Source organism: Paracoccus chinensis, from assembly GCF_900102885.1.
GTDB lineage: Bacteria > Pseudomonadota > Alphaproteobacteria > Rhodobacterales > Rhodobacteraceae > Paracoccus > Paracoccus chinensis.
In genome coordinates this window covers 32465-53496 of record NZ_FNGE01000009.1, presented here as the reverse complement: position 1 = coordinate 53496, position 21032 = coordinate 32465, and the positions used below count along the sequence as shown (strand labels likewise).

General features: G+C 68.8%; 14 protein-coding genes. 10 read left to right on the top strand and 4 right to left on the bottom strand.

The annotated features are described in order from the left end of the window. Window positions 1-137: 137 nt before the first annotated feature. Complete coding sequence (clpX, locus tag BLQ03_RS10760) at window positions 138-1403, top strand: ATP-dependent Clp protease ATP-binding subunit ClpX (protein ID WP_090755811.1); 1266 nt, start codon at window positions 138-140, stop codon at window positions 1401-1403. Between the two features lie 299 nt (window positions 1404-1702). Here clpX and BLQ03_RS10755 read toward each other — a convergent pair whose 3' ends face one another. Next, entirely contained in the window at window positions 1703-2467 is a 765-nt protein-coding gene (locus BLQ03_RS10755; protein ID WP_090755809.1) for a Crp/Fnr family transcriptional regulator, read from the bottom strand. 596 nt (window positions 2468-3063) lie between these two features. Here BLQ03_RS10755 and glf point away from each other — a divergent pair. From glf to BLQ03_RS10740, 4 genes are read left to right on the top strand one after another with little or no spacing between them, the layout of a single operon-like run. Beyond that, window positions 3064-5298: a UDP-galactopyranose mutase gene (glf, locus tag BLQ03_RS10750; protein WP_090756113.1), complete on the top strand. Its 2235-nt coding sequence runs from the start codon at window positions 3064-3066 to the stop codon at window positions 5296-5298. A 3-nt stretch (window positions 5299-5301) separates the two neighbouring features. After that, on the top strand, window positions 5302-7383 hold the full coding sequence (locus BLQ03_RS18590) for a glycosyltransferase (protein ID WP_217629704.1): 2082 nt from the start codon (window positions 5302-5304) through the stop codon (window positions 7381-7383). A 1-nt stretch (window position 7384) separates the two neighbouring features. Next, on the top strand, window positions 7385-8494 hold the full coding sequence (locus tag BLQ03_RS18585) for a zinc-dependent alcohol dehydrogenase (protein WP_217629703.1): 1110 nt from the start codon (window positions 7385-7387) through the stop codon (window positions 8492-8494). After that, window positions 8491-10857 (top strand): glycosyltransferase family 4 protein, encoded by a 2367-nt coding sequence (locus tag BLQ03_RS10740; RefSeq protein ID WP_090755806.1) that lies wholly within the window; start codon window positions 8491-8493, stop codon window positions 10855-10857. The genes BLQ03_RS18585 and BLQ03_RS10740 overlap by 4 nt, the downstream gene beginning before the upstream one ends. Window positions 10858-10896: 39 nt before the next feature. On the opposite strand, the gene BLQ03_RS10735 is transcribed toward BLQ03_RS10740, so the two are convergent. Further along, window positions 10897-11283, bottom strand: a complete 387-nt coding sequence (locus BLQ03_RS10735; RefSeq protein WP_090755804.1) for a DUF2147 domain-containing protein — start codon at window positions 11281-11283, stop codon at window positions 10897-10899. A 140-nt stretch (window positions 11284-11423) separates the two neighbouring features. On the opposite strand from BLQ03_RS10735, the gene hisA reads away from it, so the two are divergent. The 4 genes from hisA (at window position 11424) to BLQ03_RS10715 (ending at window position 15363) form a co-directional block, all read left to right on the top strand. After that, window positions 11424-12140: a 1-(5-phosphoribosyl)-5-[(5-phosphoribosylamino)methylideneamino]imidazole-4-carboxamide isomerase gene (hisA, locus tag BLQ03_RS10730; protein ID WP_090755801.1), complete on the top strand. Its 717-nt coding sequence runs from the start codon at window positions 11424-11426 to the stop codon at window positions 12138-12140. A gap of 163 nt (window positions 12141-12303) precedes the next feature. Next, window positions 12304-12843 carry a preprotein translocase subunit SecG gene (secG, locus tag BLQ03_RS10725; protein ID WP_090755799.1) on the top strand — a complete coding sequence of 180 codons (540 nt, stop codon included), beginning with the start codon at window positions 12304-12306 and terminating at the stop codon, window positions 12841-12843. Window positions 12844-12990: 147 nt separating this feature from the next. After that, complete coding sequence (locus BLQ03_RS10720; RefSeq protein ID WP_090755797.1) at window positions 12991-14637, top strand: CTP synthase; 1647 nt, start codon at window positions 12991-12993, stop codon at window positions 14635-14637. Window positions 14638-14877: 240 nt separating this feature from the next. Further along, window positions 14878-15363, top strand: coding sequence for a hypothetical protein (locus tag BLQ03_RS10715; protein ID WP_090755795.1), 486 nt, complete (start codon window positions 14878-14880; stop codon window positions 15361-15363). Between the two features lie 217 nt (window positions 15364-15580). Here the strand turns inward: BLQ03_RS10715 and mfd are convergent, their stop codons facing one another. Both mfd and BLQ03_RS10705 read right to left on the bottom strand, forming a co-directional pair. Next, the gene (gene mfd, locus BLQ03_RS10710; RefSeq protein ID WP_245688838.1) at window positions 15581-19246 is read right to left on the bottom strand and encodes a transcription-repair coupling factor; all 3666 of its coding nucleotides are present in this window, start codon (window positions 19244-19246) and stop codon (window positions 15581-15583) included. A 54-nt stretch (window positions 19247-19300) separates the two neighbouring features. Continuing rightward, window positions 19301-19870: a hypothetical protein gene (locus BLQ03_RS10705; RefSeq protein WP_090755793.1), complete on the bottom strand. Its 570-nt coding sequence runs from the start codon at window positions 19868-19870 to the stop codon at window positions 19301-19303. A gap of 125 nt (window positions 19871-19995) precedes the next feature. On the opposite strand from BLQ03_RS10705, the gene hemB reads away from it, so the two are divergent. Continuing rightward, window positions 19996-21000, top strand: a complete 1005-nt coding sequence (gene hemB, locus BLQ03_RS10700) for a porphobilinogen synthase (RefSeq protein ID WP_090755790.1) — start codon at window positions 19996-19998, stop codon at window positions 20998-21000. Window positions 21001-21032: the final 32 nt, after the last annotated feature.

The following is a 21032-nucleotide window of genomic DNA, read 5'->3' as shown; positions in this document are numbered from 1 at the left end:
TGAGGAAAGCGGGATTGTGACCGACGACCGCCCTATCTAACATGGGCGGACAGAACAAAAGGCGCCTGTCCGGCGCAGGCCGAACCGTGCGGGGTCCGTTTCGACCGCGCGGTCCCTGAAAGGCAAGGATGACGACGATGGCGAACCAGCCCGGCGGCGACAGCAAGAACACGCTCTACTGCAGCTTCTGCGGGAAGAGCCAGCACGAGGTCCGCAAGCTGATTGCGGGCCCGACCGTGTTCATCTGCGATGAATGCGTCGAGCTGTGCATGGACATCATCCGCGAGGAAACGAAAAGCGCCGGCCTCAAGACAGGCGACGGCGTCCCCTCGCCGCGCGAGATCATGGCGGTGCTGGACGACTACGTGATCGGGCAGGAACACGCCAAGCGCGTGCTGTCGGTCGCGGTCCACAACCACTACAAGCGCCTGAACCACAGTTCGAAGTCCGACATCGAACTGGCGAAGTCGAACATCCTGCTGATCGGCCCGACCGGCTGCGGCAAGACGCTGCTGGCGCAGACTCTGGCGCGCATCCTCGACGTGCCCTTCACCATGGCGGATGCCACGACGCTGACCGAGGCCGGCTATGTCGGCGAGGATGTCGAGAACATCATCCTCAAGCTCCTGCAGGCGTCGGAATACAACGTGGAACGCGCCCAGCGCGGCATCGTCTACATCGACGAGGTCGACAAGATCACGCGCAAGTCCGACAACCCCTCGATCACCCGCGACGTCTCGGGCGAGGGCGTCCAGCAGGCGCTGCTGAAGATCATGGAAGGCACGGTCGCTAGCGTTCCCCCGCAGGGCGGGCGCAAGCATCCGCAGCAGGAATTCCTGCAGGTGGACACGACCAACATCCTGTTCATCTGCGGCGGCGCTTTCGCGGGGCTGGACCGGATCATCGCCCAGCGCAACAAGGGCACGGCGATGGGCTTCGGCGCGTCGGTCAAGGAAAACGACGACCGCGGCGTGGGCGAGGTCTTCAAGGACCTGGAACCCGAGGACCTGCTGAAGTTCGGCCTGATCCCCGAATTCGTCGGCCGCCTGCCGGTGATCGCCACGCTGACCGACCTGGACGAGGACGCGCTGATCGCCATTCTGACCAAGCCCAAGAACGCGCTGGTCAAGCAGTATCAGCGGCTGTTCGACCTCGAGGATGTCAAGCTGACCTTCACCGAGGATGCGCTGAAGGCCATCGCCCGCCGCGCGATCAAGCGCAAGACCGGCGCCCGCGGCCTGCGGTCCATCATGGAGGACATCCTGCTCGACAGCATGTTCGAACTGCCGGGCCTGACCAGCGTGACCGAGATCGTGGTGAACGAGGAAGCCGTGGACAATCCCTCGGCGCGGCCCCTGCAGATCCACGCGGACTCCAAGAAGGAGCCTGCGGCAGCGGGCTGAGCCTTTCCTTGCATAAGCTTCATGAGGCGACCTGCACCCCGTGCAGGCTGTCTCTTCATGTTCATGCGCAACTTTCGATCGGCAGCCTGAGCAAGGGGCATGGAGCCAGAAGTGGCACCGGACCCGGGCTCCGGCCGGGCTTGCGCGGGGACATGCTCCGGCAGCGGCTCAGCCCGCAAACTCCATCTCGGCGCTCATGCGGCCTCCTGGTCCTCCGCTGAGACGCCGCGCAGGGTTGGAGCCCTTCGGCACAAGCACGGGCATGCGCCAGCCTGTCCTTTTCTGCCCCACCGCTGCGGTTACTCCGCCAGCCGCTCTGCCGCGGCCATCCTCAGTCCGAGAAGGCCCCGCACCTCGGCGGAAATCCCGGGGGCGAGATACAGATACTCGGGCGAATAATGCCCCACGCGCGCCAGTCCGACCAGATTGCCCAGGCGCACGATCCCGTCGGACAGGGTACACAGCCCGTCCAGCCGCAGCTCTCCCAGCAGCCGGTTGATATGGACCGAGGTCATCCCGTTGATCTCGGCCAAGTCGTTCTGCGACAGCGGCAGCTCGTAATGCGTGGTGCTGCAAAGGCCGCGGGCGTAAAGGCGCACGAACATCTCGGTCAGGAAGTTGGCGACCCGCGCCTTTCCGGCCAGCCGCCCCAGGCGGAAGATCCAGTAGCGGTCGATCGAGGCATCGATCAGCGAAATCTTCCAGAGCTTGTTGTACAGGTCCGGCCTTTCCAGCGCGAGGTGGCCGAGCTGGCCGTGGCTGGTCGGCCGGATCTCGCAGGCGGACAGCGCGTCGATGTCATGGTCCAGGTATGTCAGCAGGTAGGCCGCAAGGTCGAAATAATCGCCCGCGATCTGGATGCCCACGAACTGCCGCCGTCCCTGGCGGTCCATGCTGTAGCGGCCCAGCATGCCCCGCGTCAGGTAGAGGCTTTGGTCCAGGATCACGTCGGCACGGATGATCCTGGTGCGGCTGCGCGCGACGGACGGCGGTCCCAGCATGTTGGCAAGCAGCTGAGCCTCGGGCTCCGAGAAGATGTCCGGGTAGGCGCGGTTCAGCAGCATGAGGACCCCTTGCGTTCAGAAGGCACCTGGCGGCGATCCCGGGCCCGGGACCAGCCGGGAACTACCGGCTCTTAACTATGTTATCACTTTTGGATGATGTAAAACCTGCCACCCCCTGTTCTAGTCCCTGGTTATGAGTACTCGCAAGTTGCACGGCAGCACCGCTCCACTCGGTTGCACCTTATCGGCCGGCTCCGGGTTCATCGGGCTTTGATCGTGTCGGATCGGGCCTTGTCTCGGGCAGTTCGGGGAGAGGCTTCGGACTTCGCGGCTAGGATACTGATTTTTCAGAAAAGGCGTGATCTCGGGGCCAAGGGCCCTTGGACGAGGTGGCGCCGATTTACAACACTCGGCACGGCGCCAGCCGTTGTCGAGCAACCGTCAGGAACCATTCATCACCGACCCGGCTTGTCCGGATCGCCAGCCGCTCAGCCGGCCCTCGCCGCTGCGCCCGTAAAGGATAGATGATGCACGACGTCTCCCCGATCGCTCCCGTTCTGTCGCCAGCCTTTGCCGACGATCACGGCGCGCATGTTCCCCTGATCTGCTTCTCGCATCTGCGATGGGATTTCGTCCTGCAGCGACCGCAGCATCAGATGAGCCGTTTTGCACGGACGCGGCGCGTTCTGATGTGGGAAGAGGCGATCCCGACGAACCACCACCTGCCCTATCTGGAATTCCACGCCTTCGAGGGCACGACCGTCCAGTCCATCCGCCCCCGCGTCCCCGACCGCTGGAGCCGCGAGCAGCAGGAGGCGGCGCTGGCGCGGCTGCTGGACCAGATGCTGGCGCTGACGGGCATCCACAAGCCGGTGCTGTGGTTCTACACGCCGATGATGTGGCCGATCGCGCGCCATGTGGACGCCGCGGCCGTTGTTTATGACTGCATGGACGAGCTGTCGTCCTTCCGCTTCGCCCCCCCCGAGCTGCGGCAGCGCGAGGATGAGCTGATCGCCGCCTCGGACGTGGTCTTCACCGGCGGCTGGTCGATCTGGGAAGCCAAGCGCAACCGCCACGACAACATCCACCCCTTCCCGTCTTCAGTGGACACGGCGCATTTCGCCTCGGCCCGGCGTCCGCAGGGGTCCGAGCCGCATGACCTGGCCTCCATCCCCCGTCCGCGCCTGGGCTATTACGGCGTCATCGACGAGCGGCTGGACTTCGGCCTGATCGCCGCCGTAGCGAAGGCCCGGCCCGACTGGCAGATCGTGATGGTCGGCCCCCTGGCCAAGGTGTCCGAGGCCGACCTGCCCCGCGCCCAGAACATCCACTGGCTGGGCCAGAAGAACTATGCCGAACTGCCCGCGTACCTGGCCGGCTGGGACGTGGCGCTGATGCCCTTCGCGATCAACGAGGCCACGCGCTTCATCTCGCCCACCAAGACGCCGGAGTATCTGGCGGGGGGGCGGCCGGTTGTCTCGACGCCGGTGCGCGACGTGCTGCGCCATTATGGCGACCTCGCGGCGGTGCATGTGGCGGACGGACCCGGGGCCTTCATCGCGAGATGCGAGGCCGCCATGCAGCAGTCCCGCAAGCCCGGCGCCTGGCGGGACGAGGCGGACCGCACGCTTGCCTCGATGAGCTGGGACGCGAGCTTCGCAGCCATGGCCGCGCAGGTGGCCGCCGCCGCCCGCCGCCGGGTCGAGCCCGCCCCGGTGGACCGCTTCCCCGCCCCCGGCATCCGCCGTGGCGCGCGCGGCTATGACGTGACCATCTGCGGCGCGGGCTTTGCGGGGTCGGTTCTGGCGCGCAAGCTGGCCGAGGACTCGGGCCAGCGGGTGCTGGTGGTGGACAAGCGCGAGCATATCGCCGGCAACGCCTATGACCATCGCGACGCGGCAGGCATCCTCGTCCATCGCTATGGACCGCACATCTTCCACACCAACAGCGACGAGGTGGTGTCCTTCCTGTCCCGCTTCACCGAGTGGCGCCCCTATGAGCATCGGGTGCTGGCGCAGGTGGGCGACAAGCAGGTGCCGATGCCCATCAACCGCACCACGCTGAACCAGCTTTACGGGCTGTCGCTGTCCACGGACGAGGAGGCTGCGGCCTTCCTTGCCTCGCGGGCCGAGCCGGTGGCGGACATCCGCACCTCGCGCGATGTGGTGGTGAACGCGGTCGGACGCGAGCTCTACGAGACCTTCTTCCAGGGCTATACGCGCAAGCAGTGGGGGCTGGACCCCAGCCAGCTGGACAAGACCGTGACCTCGCGGGTGCCCACGCGGACGAACACCGACGACCGCTATTTCACTGACAAGTTCCAGGCGATGCCGCGCGAGGGCTTCACCCGGATGTTCGAGCGGATGCTGGACCATCCCCGCATCGACATCGCGCTGTCCACGGACTTCCACGGGCTGAAGGGCGCGGACCGGGGGGCGCTGACGGTCTATACCGGGCCGATCGACGCCTATTTCGGCCACCGCTTCGGGCACCTGCCCTATCGCAGCCTGGCCTTCCGGCATGAAACGTTGCCGATGCGGAAGATGCAGCCGGTCGCAGTGGTGAACTATCCGGCCGAGGACGTGCCCTGGACGCGGATCACGGAATACAAGCACCTGACGGGGCAGGTGCATCCGATGACCTCGGTCACCTACGAATACCCCTCGGCCGAGGGCGAGCCCTATTATCCGATCCCGCGCCCCGAGAACCAGGAGCTGTTCCGCCGCTATGACGATCTTGCCCGCGCGGAACGCGGCGTGATCTTCGCAGGCCGCTTGGGCAGCTACCGCTACTACAACATGGACCAGGTGGTCGGGCAGGCTCTGGCGGTTCACCGCCGGATCGCGGCCGAGCTTCGTCCCGCGGCGGCGGCGGCGCTGGGGGCGGAATAAGGCTTGCGCGCACTGCTGGTGACGGACAGCCCCGAGCCCTCGGGGGTGGGTGAACACATGCTGACCTTGGCCGCCGCACTGGCGGCCGAGGGCGTTTCGGCGGAACTGGCATTTCCCCATCACCCGGCCGGCCGGCGGCTGGCCGAGCGCGCCCTGGCGCAGGGGATCGCCGCGCGCACGGTCGGCGGCTGCTGGCGCAAGGCCATCGCGACCACGGGGGTCGATCTTGTCCATGTCCATGCGGGCATCGGCTGGGAAGGCCACGGCCTGACCGCCGCCGCCCGCGCGGCCGGCGCCGCGGTGATCCGCACGGAACATCTGCCCTGGCTGCTGACGGACCCCCGGCAGGTCGCGGAATACGCGGCGGCCTCGGACCACGTCGACGCGGTCATTGCCGTGTCCGCCGCAGCAGGCGAGGGCTGGCGCCGGGCGGCGCGGCGGATGCCCGGCCCCCGCCTGCCGGTGACCGCCGTGGCGAACGGGATCGCGCCCGCGCCCCTGCCCCGCCGCAAGGGCAAGGGCGCCGCGCCCGTGATCCTGTGCGTCGGGCGCTTCACCGCGCAGAAGCTGCATTGCACATTGATGCTGGCGCTTGCCCGACTGCACAAGGGCGGGCTGCCCGCGCGGCTGCAGCTTGTCGGCTCGGGCCCCCTGCAGCCGCGGCTGGAACGTCTGGCCGAACGGCTGGACCTGATCGGCGCGGTCGAGTTCCTGGGCCGCCGCGACGACGTGCCAGGGCTGATGGCGCAGGCCGACCTGCTGGCCCTGCCCTCGGCTTTCGAGGGGCTGCCGCTGGTGCTTCTGGAAGCCATGGCGGCGGACCTGCCCATTGTTGCCACCCGCATCGGCCCCAGCGTCGAGGCGCTGGGCGCGGACCATCCGTGGCTGGTCCCGCCGCGCCGCTCGCGGTATCTGGCCGAGGCGCTCAGGGACGCCCTCGACAATCCTGAAAGGCGCGCCATAACTGCCCGCAGGCAGGCGTCGCGCTTTGCCGAGCGGTTCACGGCCGGACGCATGGCCGCCGATACAGCTCGCATTTATCGCGCCGCCTTGCGGCACAGAACCGGGGACAGAATGGACAGACTGAGACTGGGTTTCATCGGCGCAGGCGGCATCGCCCATCGCCATTTCGGCGTTCTGGAGACCATGCCGGACGTGGCCGTGGTCGCCGTCACCGACCCCGACGCGGGCCGCGCCGAGGATGCCGCCCGCCGCATGGGCGCGCGCACCTACCCCGATCACGAGTCGATGCTGGCCGAGGAAGAGCTGGACGCCGTCTATATCTGCGTCCCTCCCTTCGCGCACGGCCCCGCCGAACGCGCCTGCATCGCTCGCGGCCTGCCCTTCTTCGTTGAGAAGCCGATCACCCTGGACCTGGACCTGGCCGAGGAGATCGCGGCCGAGGTCGCCGCCGCGGGCCTGATCACCGCTGTCGGCTATCACTGGCGCTATCTCGACACGATGGACGAGGCCCGCGCGCATCTGGCGCAGAACCCCGCCCAGCTGATGCAGGGCTTCTGGATCGACCAGACACCGCCCCCCGAATGGTGGTGGCGCGAGGACCGCTCGGGCGGACAGGTCGTGGAACAGGCGACCCACATCATCGACGCCGCGCGCTTCCTTGCGGGCGACGTGACCGATGTCTTCGGTCTGGCCTCGCACCGCGAGCGCGGCGACTTTCCCGGCCTGACCGTCCCGACCGCGACGGCGGCGACGCTGCGCTTTGCCAGCGGGGCCGTGGCGAACCTCGCCTCGACCTGCCTTCTGCGCTGGAATCACCGCGTCGGCCTGCATGTCTTCTCGGACGCCATGGCGCTTGAGATCACCGACCACGACCTGATGGTGGACGTGGGCCAGGGCCGCCCGGTGCGCCGCGCCGAAGGCGATCCCGTCTGGCGCGAGGACCGCGACTTCGTCGAGGCGGTCATGGGCCGCCAGAACCGCATCCGCTGCGATTATGCCGAGGCACTGGAGACCCACCGCGTGGCCCTTGCGATCACCCGTTCGGCCCAGGCGGGCGCCCTTGTGAAGATGGAGGGGCTGCGGGCTGACCCGCAGCCCATCTTTCGTTCATCCGTTGCGTAAGATGCCGACCCTGCCGCATCAGCACCGCACCATCCGCAGCCTCGGGATCGAGCGCCAGGGCGAGCCCTTCTTCTTCCACTATGACGAAGGCCCGACCGACCACGGCCGCGTCCGGCTGGACCTTCTGTACACCGGCCTGTCCGCAGGCACCGAACTGACCTTCATGAAGGGGACGAACCCCTATCTGCACAGCCGCTGGGACGACTGGCAGGGGCTGTTCATTCCCGGCGAGCCCTCGGCCCGCTTCCCGGTCAACTTCCTGGGCTACATGGAATCGGCCCGTGTTGTGGACGCCCGCGCGCCGGGCTTCGGCCATGGCGACCTGGTCGGCACGACCTTCGGCCACAAGACCGGCCACACGGCCGACCCGGCCCATGACCTGCTGCTGAAGCTGCCGCGCGCGATGGACCCGATCCTGGGGATCTTCGTGGCACAGATGGGCCCCATCGCCGCGAACGGCATCCTGCACGCGGATGCCGAGCAGTTCGGCGCCAACGTCCCCTTCCTCGGCGCAGGGGTCGAGGGGCGGCCGGTGCTGGTCTGGGGCGGCGGCACGGTGGGCCTCTTCTGCGCGATGTTCGCGCGCATGGGCGGGGCTTCGGACATCGTGGTCGTGGACCCCTCGCCCTTCCGGCAGGAGATCGCGCGGCGCATGGGCTTCGAGGCGATGGGCGAGGACGACGCCGTGCGCCACGCCAAGACGCTGTGGCACCACAAGATCGGGGGGCGCGGGGCGGAATATGTCTTCCAGACCCGCGCGCGGCCCGACAGCCTCAACCGCTGCCTGCAGGCGCTGCGCCCTCAGGGGACGGTGATCGACCTCGCCTTCTATCAGGGCGGCATGGACGGGCTGCGGCTGGGGGAAGAGTTCCACCACAACGGGCTCTCGATCCGCTGCGCGCAGATCAACCGGATGCCGCGCGCCGTGGCCCAGGCCTGGGACCAGCGCAGGCTGGCGGCGGAAACCATCCGCCTGCTGGAACGCGAGGGCGAGGCCATCCGGGCCCACATGATCACCCATGTGGTGCCCTATGACGACGCGCCGAACTTCCTGCGCCATCTGGTGCATGAACGGCCCGAGTTCCTCCAGATCGTGTTTGACGCGACATGAGCCTGCGCGAGGAACAGGACGCGGCGCTGCTGACCGACGCGCCGGACGCGGGGGCGGAACCCACGCCCCATCACGGCGCCCATGCGCCCGAACCCGTGTGGGGCGGCATTCCGCCCCACCACTTCCCCCAGCCGCACCCGGATGCGAACAAGATCCGCATCCTTTTCGTCTTCGCCTGGCTGGTCGTCGGCGGCGAGGAGACCGAGGTGCGGCTGCTGGCGCGCCACCTGCCGCGCGACCGTTACCGCATCGACGTCGTCGCCTGCTTCCGCAAGGAAGGGATGCCCGACCAGACCCACGACCAGTTGCGGGCCCTGGGCATCCATGTCGACACCGCGCCCTACGACATGAGCTTCGACGACACGGTCGATTACCTGCGGCGCAAGCTGCCGGGCTTCGATGTGGTCGTGTCCTGCCAGGACGTGGCCGACATCTATCCGGCGCTCGAACGGCTGAAGCTGCGCCCGCCGCTGATCGAGCATGGCGGGCTGGTGCGCGAGGCGCTGTCGGGGCCCAAGCACTTCACCTCTCGCTATGTCGGCGTCTGCGACAGCATCCGCGAGGCCGCCGCCTCGAAGATGCCCGACCGGCGGCACCATGCGCGGGAAATTCCGTCGATGGTGGACCTGTCCGAGTTCCGCCCCGAGGCGCGAGAGCCGATGCGCCACGCACTGGGTGTCGCGCCAGACGAGGTGCTGATGGGCTGGGTCGGGCGCCTGGACCGCAAGAAGCGAGTCGAGGACTTCATCGACGCCGCCGCCCGTGTTGCGGCCGCCGAGCCCCGCGCGCGCTTTGTCGTCGTGGGCGGGCCGGACGCCTTCATGCCGGAATACGCGCATGAACTGCATGGCCGCGCCCATGCGGCGGGCGTGGCGCATCGGATGATCTTCATCGGCGACCGCCGGGACGTGCCGGACCTGATGGCGGCGATGGACGGGCTTTGCTGGCTGAGCGTCGGCGAGGGGATGCCCCATGTCATCGCCGAGGCCGGGGCCGCGCGTCTGGCCGTGATCGCCACGCCCGACAACGGCGCCTGCGAGCAGATCGTGGACGGCCGGTCGGGGCTGTTCGTGCCCCACGAGAACCCGGACGCGGTGGCCGAGGCCATGCTGCGGCTGATCCGCGACCCGGCCTTGCGCGGGCGGCTTGGCGCGGGCCTTCGCGCCCATGTCGAGGCGACCTATTCGACCGAGGTCGTGATCCCGCAATGGCAGGCGCTGATCCACGAGGTGCTGGACGAGATTCCCGCCGCGCCCCCGCCCTCGCTGTTCCGCAGCTTCGTTCTGGGTGGCTGGGAGTGTTCGACGCATCGGCGCGGCTGGGGTCCGCACCGCGACATCATGGCCGCGGTCGGCCATGACCGGCACGCGGCGCAGGACTACCGCCAGCTCGGCGCGCTGGGCATCCGCAGTTGCCGGGACGGCGCGCGCTGGCACCTGATCGACCGGGGCGGCGCCTATGATTTTTCCAGCTTCACGCCCATGGTCGAGGCAGCGCGGGATAGCGGCACCCAGGTCGTCTGGGACCTGCTGCATTACGGCTGGCCCGAGGACATCGACATCTACCGCCCCGAGTTCGTCCATCGCTTCGCCCGCTATGCCCGCGCCGTGGCCGAGCATGTCCGGGGGCTGACGGACGAGGTGCCCTTCTGGTGCCCGGTGAACGAGATCAGCTTCCATGCCTGGGCAGGCGGGGACGCGCGCTATCTCAATCCCTATGGCGCCGGGCGCGGCTGGGAGCTGAAGTGCCAGCTTGCCCGTGCCTCGATTGCCGCCATGGTCGAGCTGCGCGCCGTGGACCCTCGCGCCCGCTTCGTCCATGCCGAGCCGCTGATCGCCATCCACCATGTGGACTGGTCCGGCCGTCCCCGGTGGGAGGCCCATGGCTGGCACGACGCCCAGTTCCAGGCCTTCGAGCTGCTGGGCGGCTGGATGTGGCCGCAGATCGGCGGAGATCCGTCCTTCCTCGATATCGTCGGCGTCAACTACTACTGGAACAACCAGTGGAACCACGGGGGGCAGACGGTGGACGTGGACGACGTGATCTATCGCCCGCTTTCGGACCTGCTGTTCGAGGTCTCGGCCCGCTATGGCCGTCCCATGCTGATCGCCGAAACGGGAACCGAAGGCGACCGGCGCGGCGCATGGTTCGACTACGTGGCCGCCGAAACCGCCCGCGCCCGCGCCCGGGGCGTGCCGGTCGAGGGGATCTGCCTTTACCCGGTGGCCGACCATCCAGGCTGGGACGACGACCGGATGTGCCCGAACGGGCTTCTGGGCATCGACCCGTCGAACGGCGGGCGCAGCGTCGATCCGGGGCTGGCGGCGGCCATCCGCCGCTCGGGCCTGGTCGTGCGCCGCTGACTCAATTGGCCGCGCCCTGCCCGGGCGCGGCCGCTTGTCTCACTTGAGCCTGGTCCAGGTCTGCGACTTGCAGATGAGCCCGCCCGCGACGCAGCCCGACAGCTTCATCGAACCGCCGCTGACCTGCGCCTTGCCGTTGTAGGTCTTGTTGTCGGCGGGCCGCAGGACCTTGCCCGCATAGGCGCCGCCGCCCGAGGGCGCCATGCCGATCACGATCTGCTTGCCGAGGTTGGGGGACTTGTATTCCTCCTTCCCCTTGAAGGTCTTGACGATGGTTCCGCAATAGGCGCCGCCGCAGGGCGCGATCTGGACCAGCGCAACCGCGCCCTCGTCGGGCTGGGTCTGCCAGATGCCCTCGATCGGGTCGGCGGCCAGCGCTGTCCCTGCGGCCAGCGCGAAGGCGGCGGCGAGCGTGATGGTTCTCATGGGGTCCTCCCTTGTCTCCCTGCCCGCGATTGGTGTCGGGGACGGGCCGTCGGGCAAGCGTGACGTGAAGTCAGGGCGCACTTTCCCCGCTGCCCCGCCTGTGGCATGGGGAGGCCGACTGCCCAAGCGGAGCCTGAACGATGATCCTTTACCCCGCCATCGACCTGAAGGACGGCGCCTGCGTGCGGCTTCTGCGCGGGGACATGGAGGCGGCGACCGTCTTCGGCACCGACCCCGCCGCGCAGGCGCGGGCCTTCCGGGACGCCGGCGCGCGCTGGCTGCATCTCGTGGACCTGAACGGCGCCTTCGCGGGTCAGCCGGTGAACGGCGGCGCCGTCCGCGCGATCCTTGCCGCGGTGGACATCCCCGTCCAGCTGGGCGGCGGCATCCGTGACATGGCCACGATCGAGGCTTGGCTGAAGCATGGCGTCCGGCGCGTGATCCTGGGCACCGTCGCGGTCGAGAACCCCGCGCTGGTTGACGAAGCGGCCCGCCGCTTCCCCGGACAGGTCGCCGTCGGCATCGATGCGCGCGCAGGCCGCGTGGCGACGCGCGGCTGGGCCGAGGAAACCGAGGTCATGGCGACCGACCTCGCCCGCCGGTTCGAGGACGCGGGCGTGGCGGCCATCATCTACACCGACATCGACCGCGACGGGGCCATGCAGGGGCCGAACGTCCCCGCGACGGCGGATCTGGCGCGGGCGGTGTCGATTCCCGTCATCGCCTCGGGCGGGGTGTCGCGGCTGTCGGACCTGATCGAACTGCGCGACACCGGCGTGATCGCGGGGGCGATCTCGGGGCGGGCGCTTTACGACGGCGCGCTGGACTTGGCCGAGGCGCTGGCGGCGCTGGGCTGAAAGGGTCACGGTGTGCCCCATACGGGTAGCGGGTCAGGAAAATGACCCTCGCGTTCCGTGACGTGACCGCTCGGCCGGAATGCACCGGCAGCCCGAGCGGCGGCTTGCCTTCCGGCAACCCCGTGCCTAGATAGGCGCGTTCCGAAACATAAGGCTGCCGCCCGTGGAAAACGTCGTCCTGACCGTGCATCTCATCCTCGCCCTTCTGCTGATCGGCGTGGTCCTGCTGCAGCGGTCGGAAGGGGGCGGTCTCGGCATGGGGGGTGGCGGTGGCGGTGTCATGACCGGCCGCCAGGCTGCGAACGCCCTGACGCGCGGAACCTGGATCATCGCCTCGGCCTTCCTGGTCACCTCGATCGCGCTGACCGTCATCGCCGCGCGCAACTCGGTCGGCGCCTCGGTCGTGGACCGGATCTCGCCCGCGCGCGAAAGCGCCCCGGCGGGCCTGCCGACCCTGCCCACCTATACCCCGCCGCCGGGCGTGGGCCAGCCGGTCCTGCCGCCGGGCGCCGCCCCTGCCGCGACCGCGCCTGCTGCGCCGGCAGAGGCCCCGGTGACGGCCCCTGCGGCGGCAGAGCCGGCCGCTTCTGCCCCTGCGCCCGCAACGGCCCCGGCGGCTGAACAGCAGACGCAGGCGCCTGCCGAGGCTTCGGGCAACGTCATCACGCGGACCGTGCCGATCACCCCGGCGCCCGCGAACTGAACCACCAGAACCCGTGGCGCGCGGCACCCGCGCGCCCACAACACATCGCGGGTCCGTTGCGGCGTCGCGGAGAATCGGCTATGTCCCGACTCCCGTGATGGCGGTTGCGGACCGTTGCCGCATTGCCGAACTCACGGGGGCTTTCTCATGGCGCGTTACATCTTCATCACCGGCGGCGTGGTGTCCTCTCTGGGCAAGGGCCTCGCCTCGGCGGCACTGGGCGCGCTGTTGCAGGCGCGCGGCTATACGGTCCGGCTGCGCAAGCTGGACCCCTATCTGAACGTCGATCCGGGGACGATGTCGCCCTTCGAGCACGGCGAGGTCTTCGTCACGGACGACGGCGCGGAAACCGACCTCGACCTCGGCCATTACGAGCGTTTCACCGGCGTGTCCGCCCGCCGCACCGACACGGTCAGCGCCGGCCGCGTCTATTCCAACGTGCTGGAAAAGGAGCGCCGGGGCGAATACCTGGGCAAGACCATCCAGGTGATCCCCCACGTCACCAACGAGATCAAGGACTTCCTGGCCATTGGCGAGGATGAGGTCGATTTCATGCTGTGCGAGATCGGCGGCACGGTCGGCGACATCGAGGGCCTGCCCTTCTTCGAGGCGATCCGCCAGTTTTCGCAGGACCGCCCACGCGGTCAGTGCATCCTGATGCACCTGACGCTGCTGCCCTGGCTCGCGGCCTCGGGCGAACTGAAGACCAAGCCGACGCAGCACTCGGTCAAGGAACTGCGCTCCATCGGCCTGCAGCCCGACGTGCTGGTCTGCCGGTCCGAACAGCCGATCCCGGATCGCGAGCGCGCCAAGATCGCGCTGTTCTGCAACGTGCGGCCCGACGCGGTGATCCCGGCCTATGACCTCAAGTCGATCTACGAGGCGCCGATGGCCTATCACCGCGCGGGCCTGGACCGCGCCGTGCTGGACGCCTTCCAGATCAGCCCCGCCCCCAAGCCCGACCTGCGGCGCTGGGAGGACGTGATGGACCGCCTGACCAACGCCGAGGGCGAGGTCCGCGTCGCCATCGTCGGCAAGTACACGCAGCTTGAGGATGCGTATAAGTCCATCTCCGAGGCGCTGACCCACGGCGGCATGGCCAACCGGGTCCGCGTGCGCCCCGAATGGATCGCGGCCGAGGATCTGGAAAAGGAAGACGGCATCCATCTGCTGGACGGCTACCACGGCATCATCGTCCCCGGCGGCTTCGGCGAGCGCGGGACGGAAGGGATGATCGCCGCCGCGAAATACGCCCGCGAGAAGCACGTCCCCTACCTGGGCATCTGCCTCGGGATGCAGATGGCGGTGGTCGAGGCCGCCCGGAACCTCGCCGGCATCAAGGACGCGGGGTCGGAGGAGTTCGACCACGAGGCGGGTGCCGACCGCTTTACCCCCGTCGTCTATCACCTCAAGGAATGGGTGCAGGGCAACTACACCGTCCAGCGCAAGCTGACGGACGACAAGGGCGGCACCATGCGTCTGGGTGCCTACACGGCCGTCCTGAAGCCCGGCAGCCGCGTCTCCGAGGTCTACGACGGCGCGACCGAGATCGAGGACCGCCACCGCCACCGCTACGAGGTGGATGCGAAATACCGCGAGAAGCTGGAATCCTGCGGGCTGATCTTCTCGGGCATGTCGCCCGACGGCCGCCTGCCCGAGGTGGTCGAGATCGAGGGCCACCCCTGGTTCATCGGCGTCCAGTCGCACCCCGAGCTGAAGTCCAAGCCCTTCGCCCCCGCGCCCCTCTTCGCTGATTTCGTCCGCGCCGCGAAGGAACAGGAGCGGATGGTGTGATCCCTTTGCGAGGGGACAAGCCGCGCCTGGTTTGACCCCTCGCGATCCGGAAGACACGCCCGGCCTTAAGGCCCTCATTCATGCTGAACAACGGCGGCAGGCGCAGCAGGCTCGTGACGCTGCAGCCTGCGGGAATACACGCCGCATCTGCGATATCTCTGGCCGGTCGCCACGATCATCCCGTGCGCTCACCTGTCTGCCTGGTCTTGAGAGGCCTGAAAGCATCTCTAGACTGAAGACATGAAGAATCCGTCAGCATCGAGCCTGATCGCCACCCTGCTGGTCTTCGCCTGGGCCGTCCCGGCCCTGGCGGACGCGCCGCTGTTCGTGGTTGATCCCTCGCAGGTGCCCTTTGACCTGGGCCCCGGCGCGCCAGCGAACCAGCCGTCGCATCGCGCCAACCTGCCCGGCGCACCGGGCAACAGCGGCAGCGCGCCGGGCAACGGCTCGGGGCTGCGGGCGAACGCGCCGGACAACCCCGCCAACGGCCCGGATGGCGGGCGGGGGATCTGGGCGGGCGACGAGATGGTGGGCTACTACACCCGCAACGGTGGGACGCTGAACCTGTTCGACCGACAGGGGCGGCGCGTGGCCTACCGGCCCGGCGGAGGGCACACGCGCTCGCTGTTCTCGCCGGACGGGCGCTGGTGCGGGACCGTGGCGGACACGGGCGGCGGCATGGCCTTCGGCATGACGCAGGCCTGCGCAGGACGGTTCTTCCGCTGAGAAGGCCCGAGGCCGTCACGTTCCGCTCCGTTGACGGGCAGCGGAACCGGATCATGCTTTCTACATGGTGCCGTTGGCAGAATCCGGTTTGGGTCGCCTGCCCCGCGTTTCCTCAAGGCGTTACGGCTCTCCGGCTGCGTTCCGGGGATCGGCGGCCTCGCTCATCTTCGTCGGGTCGACTTCGTGGCGATGAGGGGCGGCATCCGGGGCGCTCTGCTCAGCTCCAGCGTCCTCCCGGCTTCTTCGGCGTGCCCGGACGCGAGACTTGCGACCAGCGGGTGCGGCCCGCCTCGCCCTGCTTCGAGGCGGGCTTGCCTGACGCGACGCTGCGGGCCTGCTTGGCGAGCGGCTGCGCAGGACGGGTCTCGGCCTTGACCTCGGGGCGGGCGGGGGCAGGCTTTACCGTCGCCGGTTTCCCGGCGGGAAGTGCAGCCGGCTCCGCCTTTCCGCCCGACTTGATCTTTGCCGCAAGCTCCTTGGCCACGGCGAAGGCGCCCTTGATGCGGTCGGCCTCGGTCGGCCAGGGACGGCTGACGACCAGCTTGTTGTCGCTGATCCGCGCGGCGCCCTTCTGCTCGTTCAGGAATTCGACCAGCCCGGCCGGGTTCGGGAACTTGTCCTGGTGGAACTGGATCGTGGCCCCCTTGGGCCCCGCGACCAGCGAGGAGATGTTCGCGCGCTTGGCCATCGCCTTGATGCGGATGACCAGAAGCAGCGTGTTCACCTCGCGCGGAAGCGGGCCGAAGCGGTCGATCAGTTCGGCCGCGAAGCCTTCCAGTTCCACCTTGGTGGTCAGCTGGGCCAAGCGGCGATACAGGTCCAGCCGCACATCGAGGTCCGGGATATAGCTTTCGGGGATCGTCACCGGGACGCCGAGGTTCAGCTGCGGCGCCCATTCGTCGTCGGGGGTGCCCTCAAGCTCGCCCGACTTCAGCTTGGCGATCGTTTCCTCCAGCATCTGCTGGTAAAGTTCGAAGCCGACTTCCTTGATATGGCCCGACTGCTCCTCGCCCAGCAGGTTGCCCGCCCCGCGTAGGTCGAGGTCCTGGCTGGCGAGGTTGAACCCTGCTCCCAGCGAGTCGATGGAACCAAGGAACTTGAGCCGCCGGATCGCCTGCGGCGTCAGCGGCACGCGCGGCTTGGTGGTCAGGTAGCAATAGGCGCGGGTCTTGGACCGGCCCACGCGGCCCCGGATCTGGTAAAGCTGGGCGAGGCCGAACATGTCCGCGCGCCAGACGATCATCGTGTTGGCCGTCGGGATGTCGAGGCCCGATTCCACGATGGAGGTCGCCAGCAGCACGTCATGGCTGCCGTCGTAGAAGGCGTTCATCCGCTGGTCGAGGTCGCCCGCCGCAAGCTGGCCGTGGGCGACGATGGTCGAGACCTCGGGGACATGCTCGCGCATCCAGTCCTCGACCTCGGGCAGGTCGCTGAGGCGCGGGACGACGAAGAAGCTCTGCCCGCCGCGATATTTCTCTCGCAGCAACGCCTCGCGGATGGTGACGCTGTCGAACTCGGACACGTAGGTACGGATGGCGAGTCGGTCCACGGGCGGCGTGCCGATGACCGACAGGTCGCGAACACCCGTCAGCGACAGTTGCAGCGTGCGGGGGATCGGCGTCGCTGTGAGCGTTAGGACGTGGATGTCCGAGCGCAGTTCCTTCAGGCGTTCCTTGTGGGCCACGCCGAAATGCTGTTCCTCGTCGATGATGAGCAGGCCGAGGTTCTTGAACTTCACCTGTTTCGCCAGCACCGCATGAGTGCCGACGACGATGTCGACGGTGCCATCGGCCAGCCCCGTGCGGGTCAGCGCCGCATCCTTGGCGGACACGAAGCGCGAAAGGGGCCGCACGTTGATGGCGGTGCCGCGGAAGCGTTCGGCAAAGCTGCGGTAATGCTGGCGGGCGAGCAGCGTCGTCGGTGCCACGACGGCGACCTGCATCCCTTGGCTCGCCGCGATGAAGGCGGCGCGCATTGCGACCTCGGTCTTGCCGAAGCCCACGTCGCCTACGACAAGCCGGTCCATCGGGCGGCCGGCCGAGAGGTCCTCGGCCACGTCGGCGATGGCGGCGGCCTGGTCGTCGGTCTCGGTATAGGGGAAGCGGGCGGCGAAGGCCTCCCATTCGTGGTGCTCGGGCTCCAGCACGGGGGCGTTGCGCAGCAGGCGCTCGGCCGCGACGCGCATCAGGCGGTCGGCGATCTGGCGGATGCGTTCCTTGAGCCGCGCCTTGCGGGCCTGCCATGCGCCGCCACCGAGCTTGTCGAGCAGGCCTTCCTCGTGTCCGTAGCGGGTGAGCAGCTCGATGTTCTCGACGGGCAGGTAAAGCCGGTCGCCGCCCGCGTATTCCAGCGCCACGCAGTCATGCGGCACGCCGAGCGCCTTGATCGTTTCCAGTCCGGTATAGCGACCGATGCCGTGTTCGACATGGACCACGAGGTCGCCGGGGCTCAGCGAGGTCGTATCTTTCAGGAAGTTCTCGGCCCGCCGCCGCTTCTTTGCGCCCCGGATCAGGCGGTCGCCCAGAACGTCCTGCTCCGAAATGACCGCGAGCGGCCCGGTCGCCTGACCGTCCGTGACGAAGCCTTCCTCCAGCGGCCAGACAGCAAGGCCCAGCGCGCCCTTGGTGTCCGGCAGACCCCGGATGTCGTCAACGGGAACGCCGGTCAGTCCCTCGTCCGACAGCAGGCCGGTCAGGCGTTCGCGTGCGCCTTCGGAAAAGCTGGCGATGACCACGCGGCGGGTCTTCTGCAACTCGCGGACATGGGTTGCCAGCGCGGCAAAGAGGTCGGTCTTCTCGGCCTGCCGCTCGGGCGCGAAGTTGCGGCCCACGCGCCCGCCCGCGTCCAGAACGCCCGGCCCCGGCGGATGGGCGAGGACCGACAGCGCGATACTGCGGTGCGCGGAGAGCCAGCGGCGCCATTCGGCTTCGTCGGCGAACATCGCGGTCGGTTCGACCGGGCGATAGACGCTGTCCGCGCCGCGCTTGCCCATCGCCTCGCGCCGGGCGTCGAACTGTTCCGAAATGGTCTCCCAGCGGGCGGCGCGGTGCTGCTCGATATGGTCATCCAGCACCACCGAGGCGCCGGGCAGGTAGTCGAAAAGGCTGTCGAGGCGTTCATGGAACCACGGCAGCCAGTGTTCCATCCCCGCGACCTTCTGGCCCGCACTGACGGCCTCGTACAGCGGGTCGTTCGCGCCGCCGCCATAGGCCGCGCGATAGTTCTGGCGGAAGCGGGTAATGGCCTCCTCGCCCAGAATCACCTCAGACATGGGCGCGATTTCCACGCGGTCGAGTGCCCCAAGGCTGCGCTGGCTGTCGGGATCGAAGCGGCGGATGCCGTCCAGCACGTCCCCGAACAGGTCCAGCCGCACCGGCCCGCCCGGCCCCGGAGGATAGATGTCGATGATCCCGCCGCGGATGGCGTAGTCGCCGGGCTCGGTCACGGTGGGTGACTGGGAAAAGCCCATGCGGGACAGGAAGCCGCGCAGCTGCGCCTCGTCCAGCCGCTCGCCGACCTTGGCCATGAAGGACGCCGCGCGGACGGTGTCCGCCGCGGGCAGGCGCTGGACGGCGGCGTTGACCGTGGTCAGCAGCACGAAGGGCGGCTTGATCGCCCCGCTCGCCAGCGTTGCAAGCACCTGCAGACGCTGCGCCATGATCTCGCCCGAGGGCGACACGCGGTCGTAGGGCGTCGTGTCCCAGGCGGGCAGTTCCAGCACCGCCAGATGCGGCGCGAAGAAGGCCAGGGCCGCGCGCATGGCGGCCATCCGGCGGTCGTCGCGGGCGATGTGGATGACGGGCGCGCCGCGGTCGGCCTCGCGTGCGATCAGCGCGGCGTCGAAGCCTTCGGGCGCGCCGGAAAGGATCAGGGTTTCGGGCATGGAGGCTGAGGTAAAGTGCGAGGGCGTGATGTCAAGCGGCCCTGCCCAACGCCGTCACAGCCCGTTCGGATGCGCGGCCATCCAGATCGTCCCCCAGATCGCTGCCGTGGCGACCGCCACGCCGGACAGCACCAGCGTGGCCCGCATATGCGCGGTGATCCGCGCGGCGATCTGCGCCGCCGCTTCATCGACCGAAAGACGTGCTCCCTCCGCCTCGGCCAGCGTCGCACGCAGGCGCGCCGCCAGCTGCAGGCGCAACCAGCCCAGCAGCATCAGGGGCGCCATCATCAGCAGCAGCGCCTGTGCCAGTTCCAAGCCGTAAAGGAAGCCCAGCCCCGCCAGCATCGACAGCACGAAGGAGGCCACGCCCAGCAGCACCACGCCGTCATCGCGCATCAGCTGCCAGCGCGGCGCCACCAGTGACACCCAGTCGAGCAGCCGAAGCGCGGCGGAGTTGTCGGCCTGCCCCACCCCGCGACGGTTCAGGCTGCGGACCAGTTCGGGCGGGATGCCCAGCGCGCCCCGGCTGACCCAGGTCCAGGTGACGGTCAGCATCAGCCAGTACCACACCGATGAAAAGGACCGCGTGTCCAGCGCCTCGATCAGCCCTGCCGTCCCTCCCATCAACCGTCTCTCCCCTGAAACCGCCGATCACCCTAGCCACGGGGAACCCGCGGCGGCAAGCCGGGCCGGTTGCACGAGGCGGCGCGGTCGTGGCAAGCAGGCCACTGTCCCGACAGGAGGCCCCCATGCCCGCCACCCCGATCATTGCGCCCTTTCCCGCCACGCGCCTGCGCCGGCTGCGCCGCACGCCTGCCCTGCGCGCACTGACGGCGGAACGCCATGTTTCGACCGAGAACCTGATCTGGCCGATCTTCGTGACCGAGATTCCGGGTGGCGAGGGCGAGATCCCCTCGATGCCCGGCGTGGACAGGCTGACGCTGGACGGGGCGAAGCGCGCGGCCGAACGGGCGATGAACCTGGGCATCCCCGCGATCTGCATCTTCCCGCACTCGGACCCCGACCTGAAGACCGAAGGATGCGAGCGCGCCTGGGACCCCGAGAACATCGGCAACCGCGCCATCCGCGCCATCAAGGAGGTCGCACCGGACCTCGCGGTGATGACCGACATCGCGCTCGACCCCTACAACATCAACGGCCACGACGGGTTTGTCCGAAACGGCGTGATCCTGAACGACGAGACGGTCGAGGCGCTGGTCCGCATGGCGCTGGCGCAGGCCGAGGCGGGGGCCGACATCCTCGGGCCCTCGGACATGATGGACGGGCGCATCGGGGCCTTGCGCCGCGCGCTGGAACAGGCGGGCCACAAGGACGTGGCGATCCTGTCCTATGCGGCGAAATACGCCTCCGGCTTCTACGGGCCGTTCCGGGATGCGGTCGGCGCCTCGGGGCGGCTGGTGGGCGACAAGAAGACTTACCAGATCAACCCCGCGAACCGGGACGAGGCGCTGCGCTGCGTGGCCCGTGATCTTGCCGAGGGCGCGGACATGGTCATGGTCAAGCCCGGGATGCCGTACCTGGACATCTGCCGCGAGGTGAAGGACCAGTTCGGCGCGCCCACCTATGCCTATCAGGTCAGCGGCGAATACGCGATGATGGAGAGCGCGATCCGCGCGGGCTGGCTGAAGCGGGAGGTGGTGATGGAAAGCCTGCTCTCGTTCCGCCGTGCGGGCTGCGACGGCATCCTTACCTATTACGCCCCGCAGGTGGCCGAGGCTTTGGCGCAACGCTGAAGCCTGGCCCGCAGCCGGGGACAAGGGCGCAC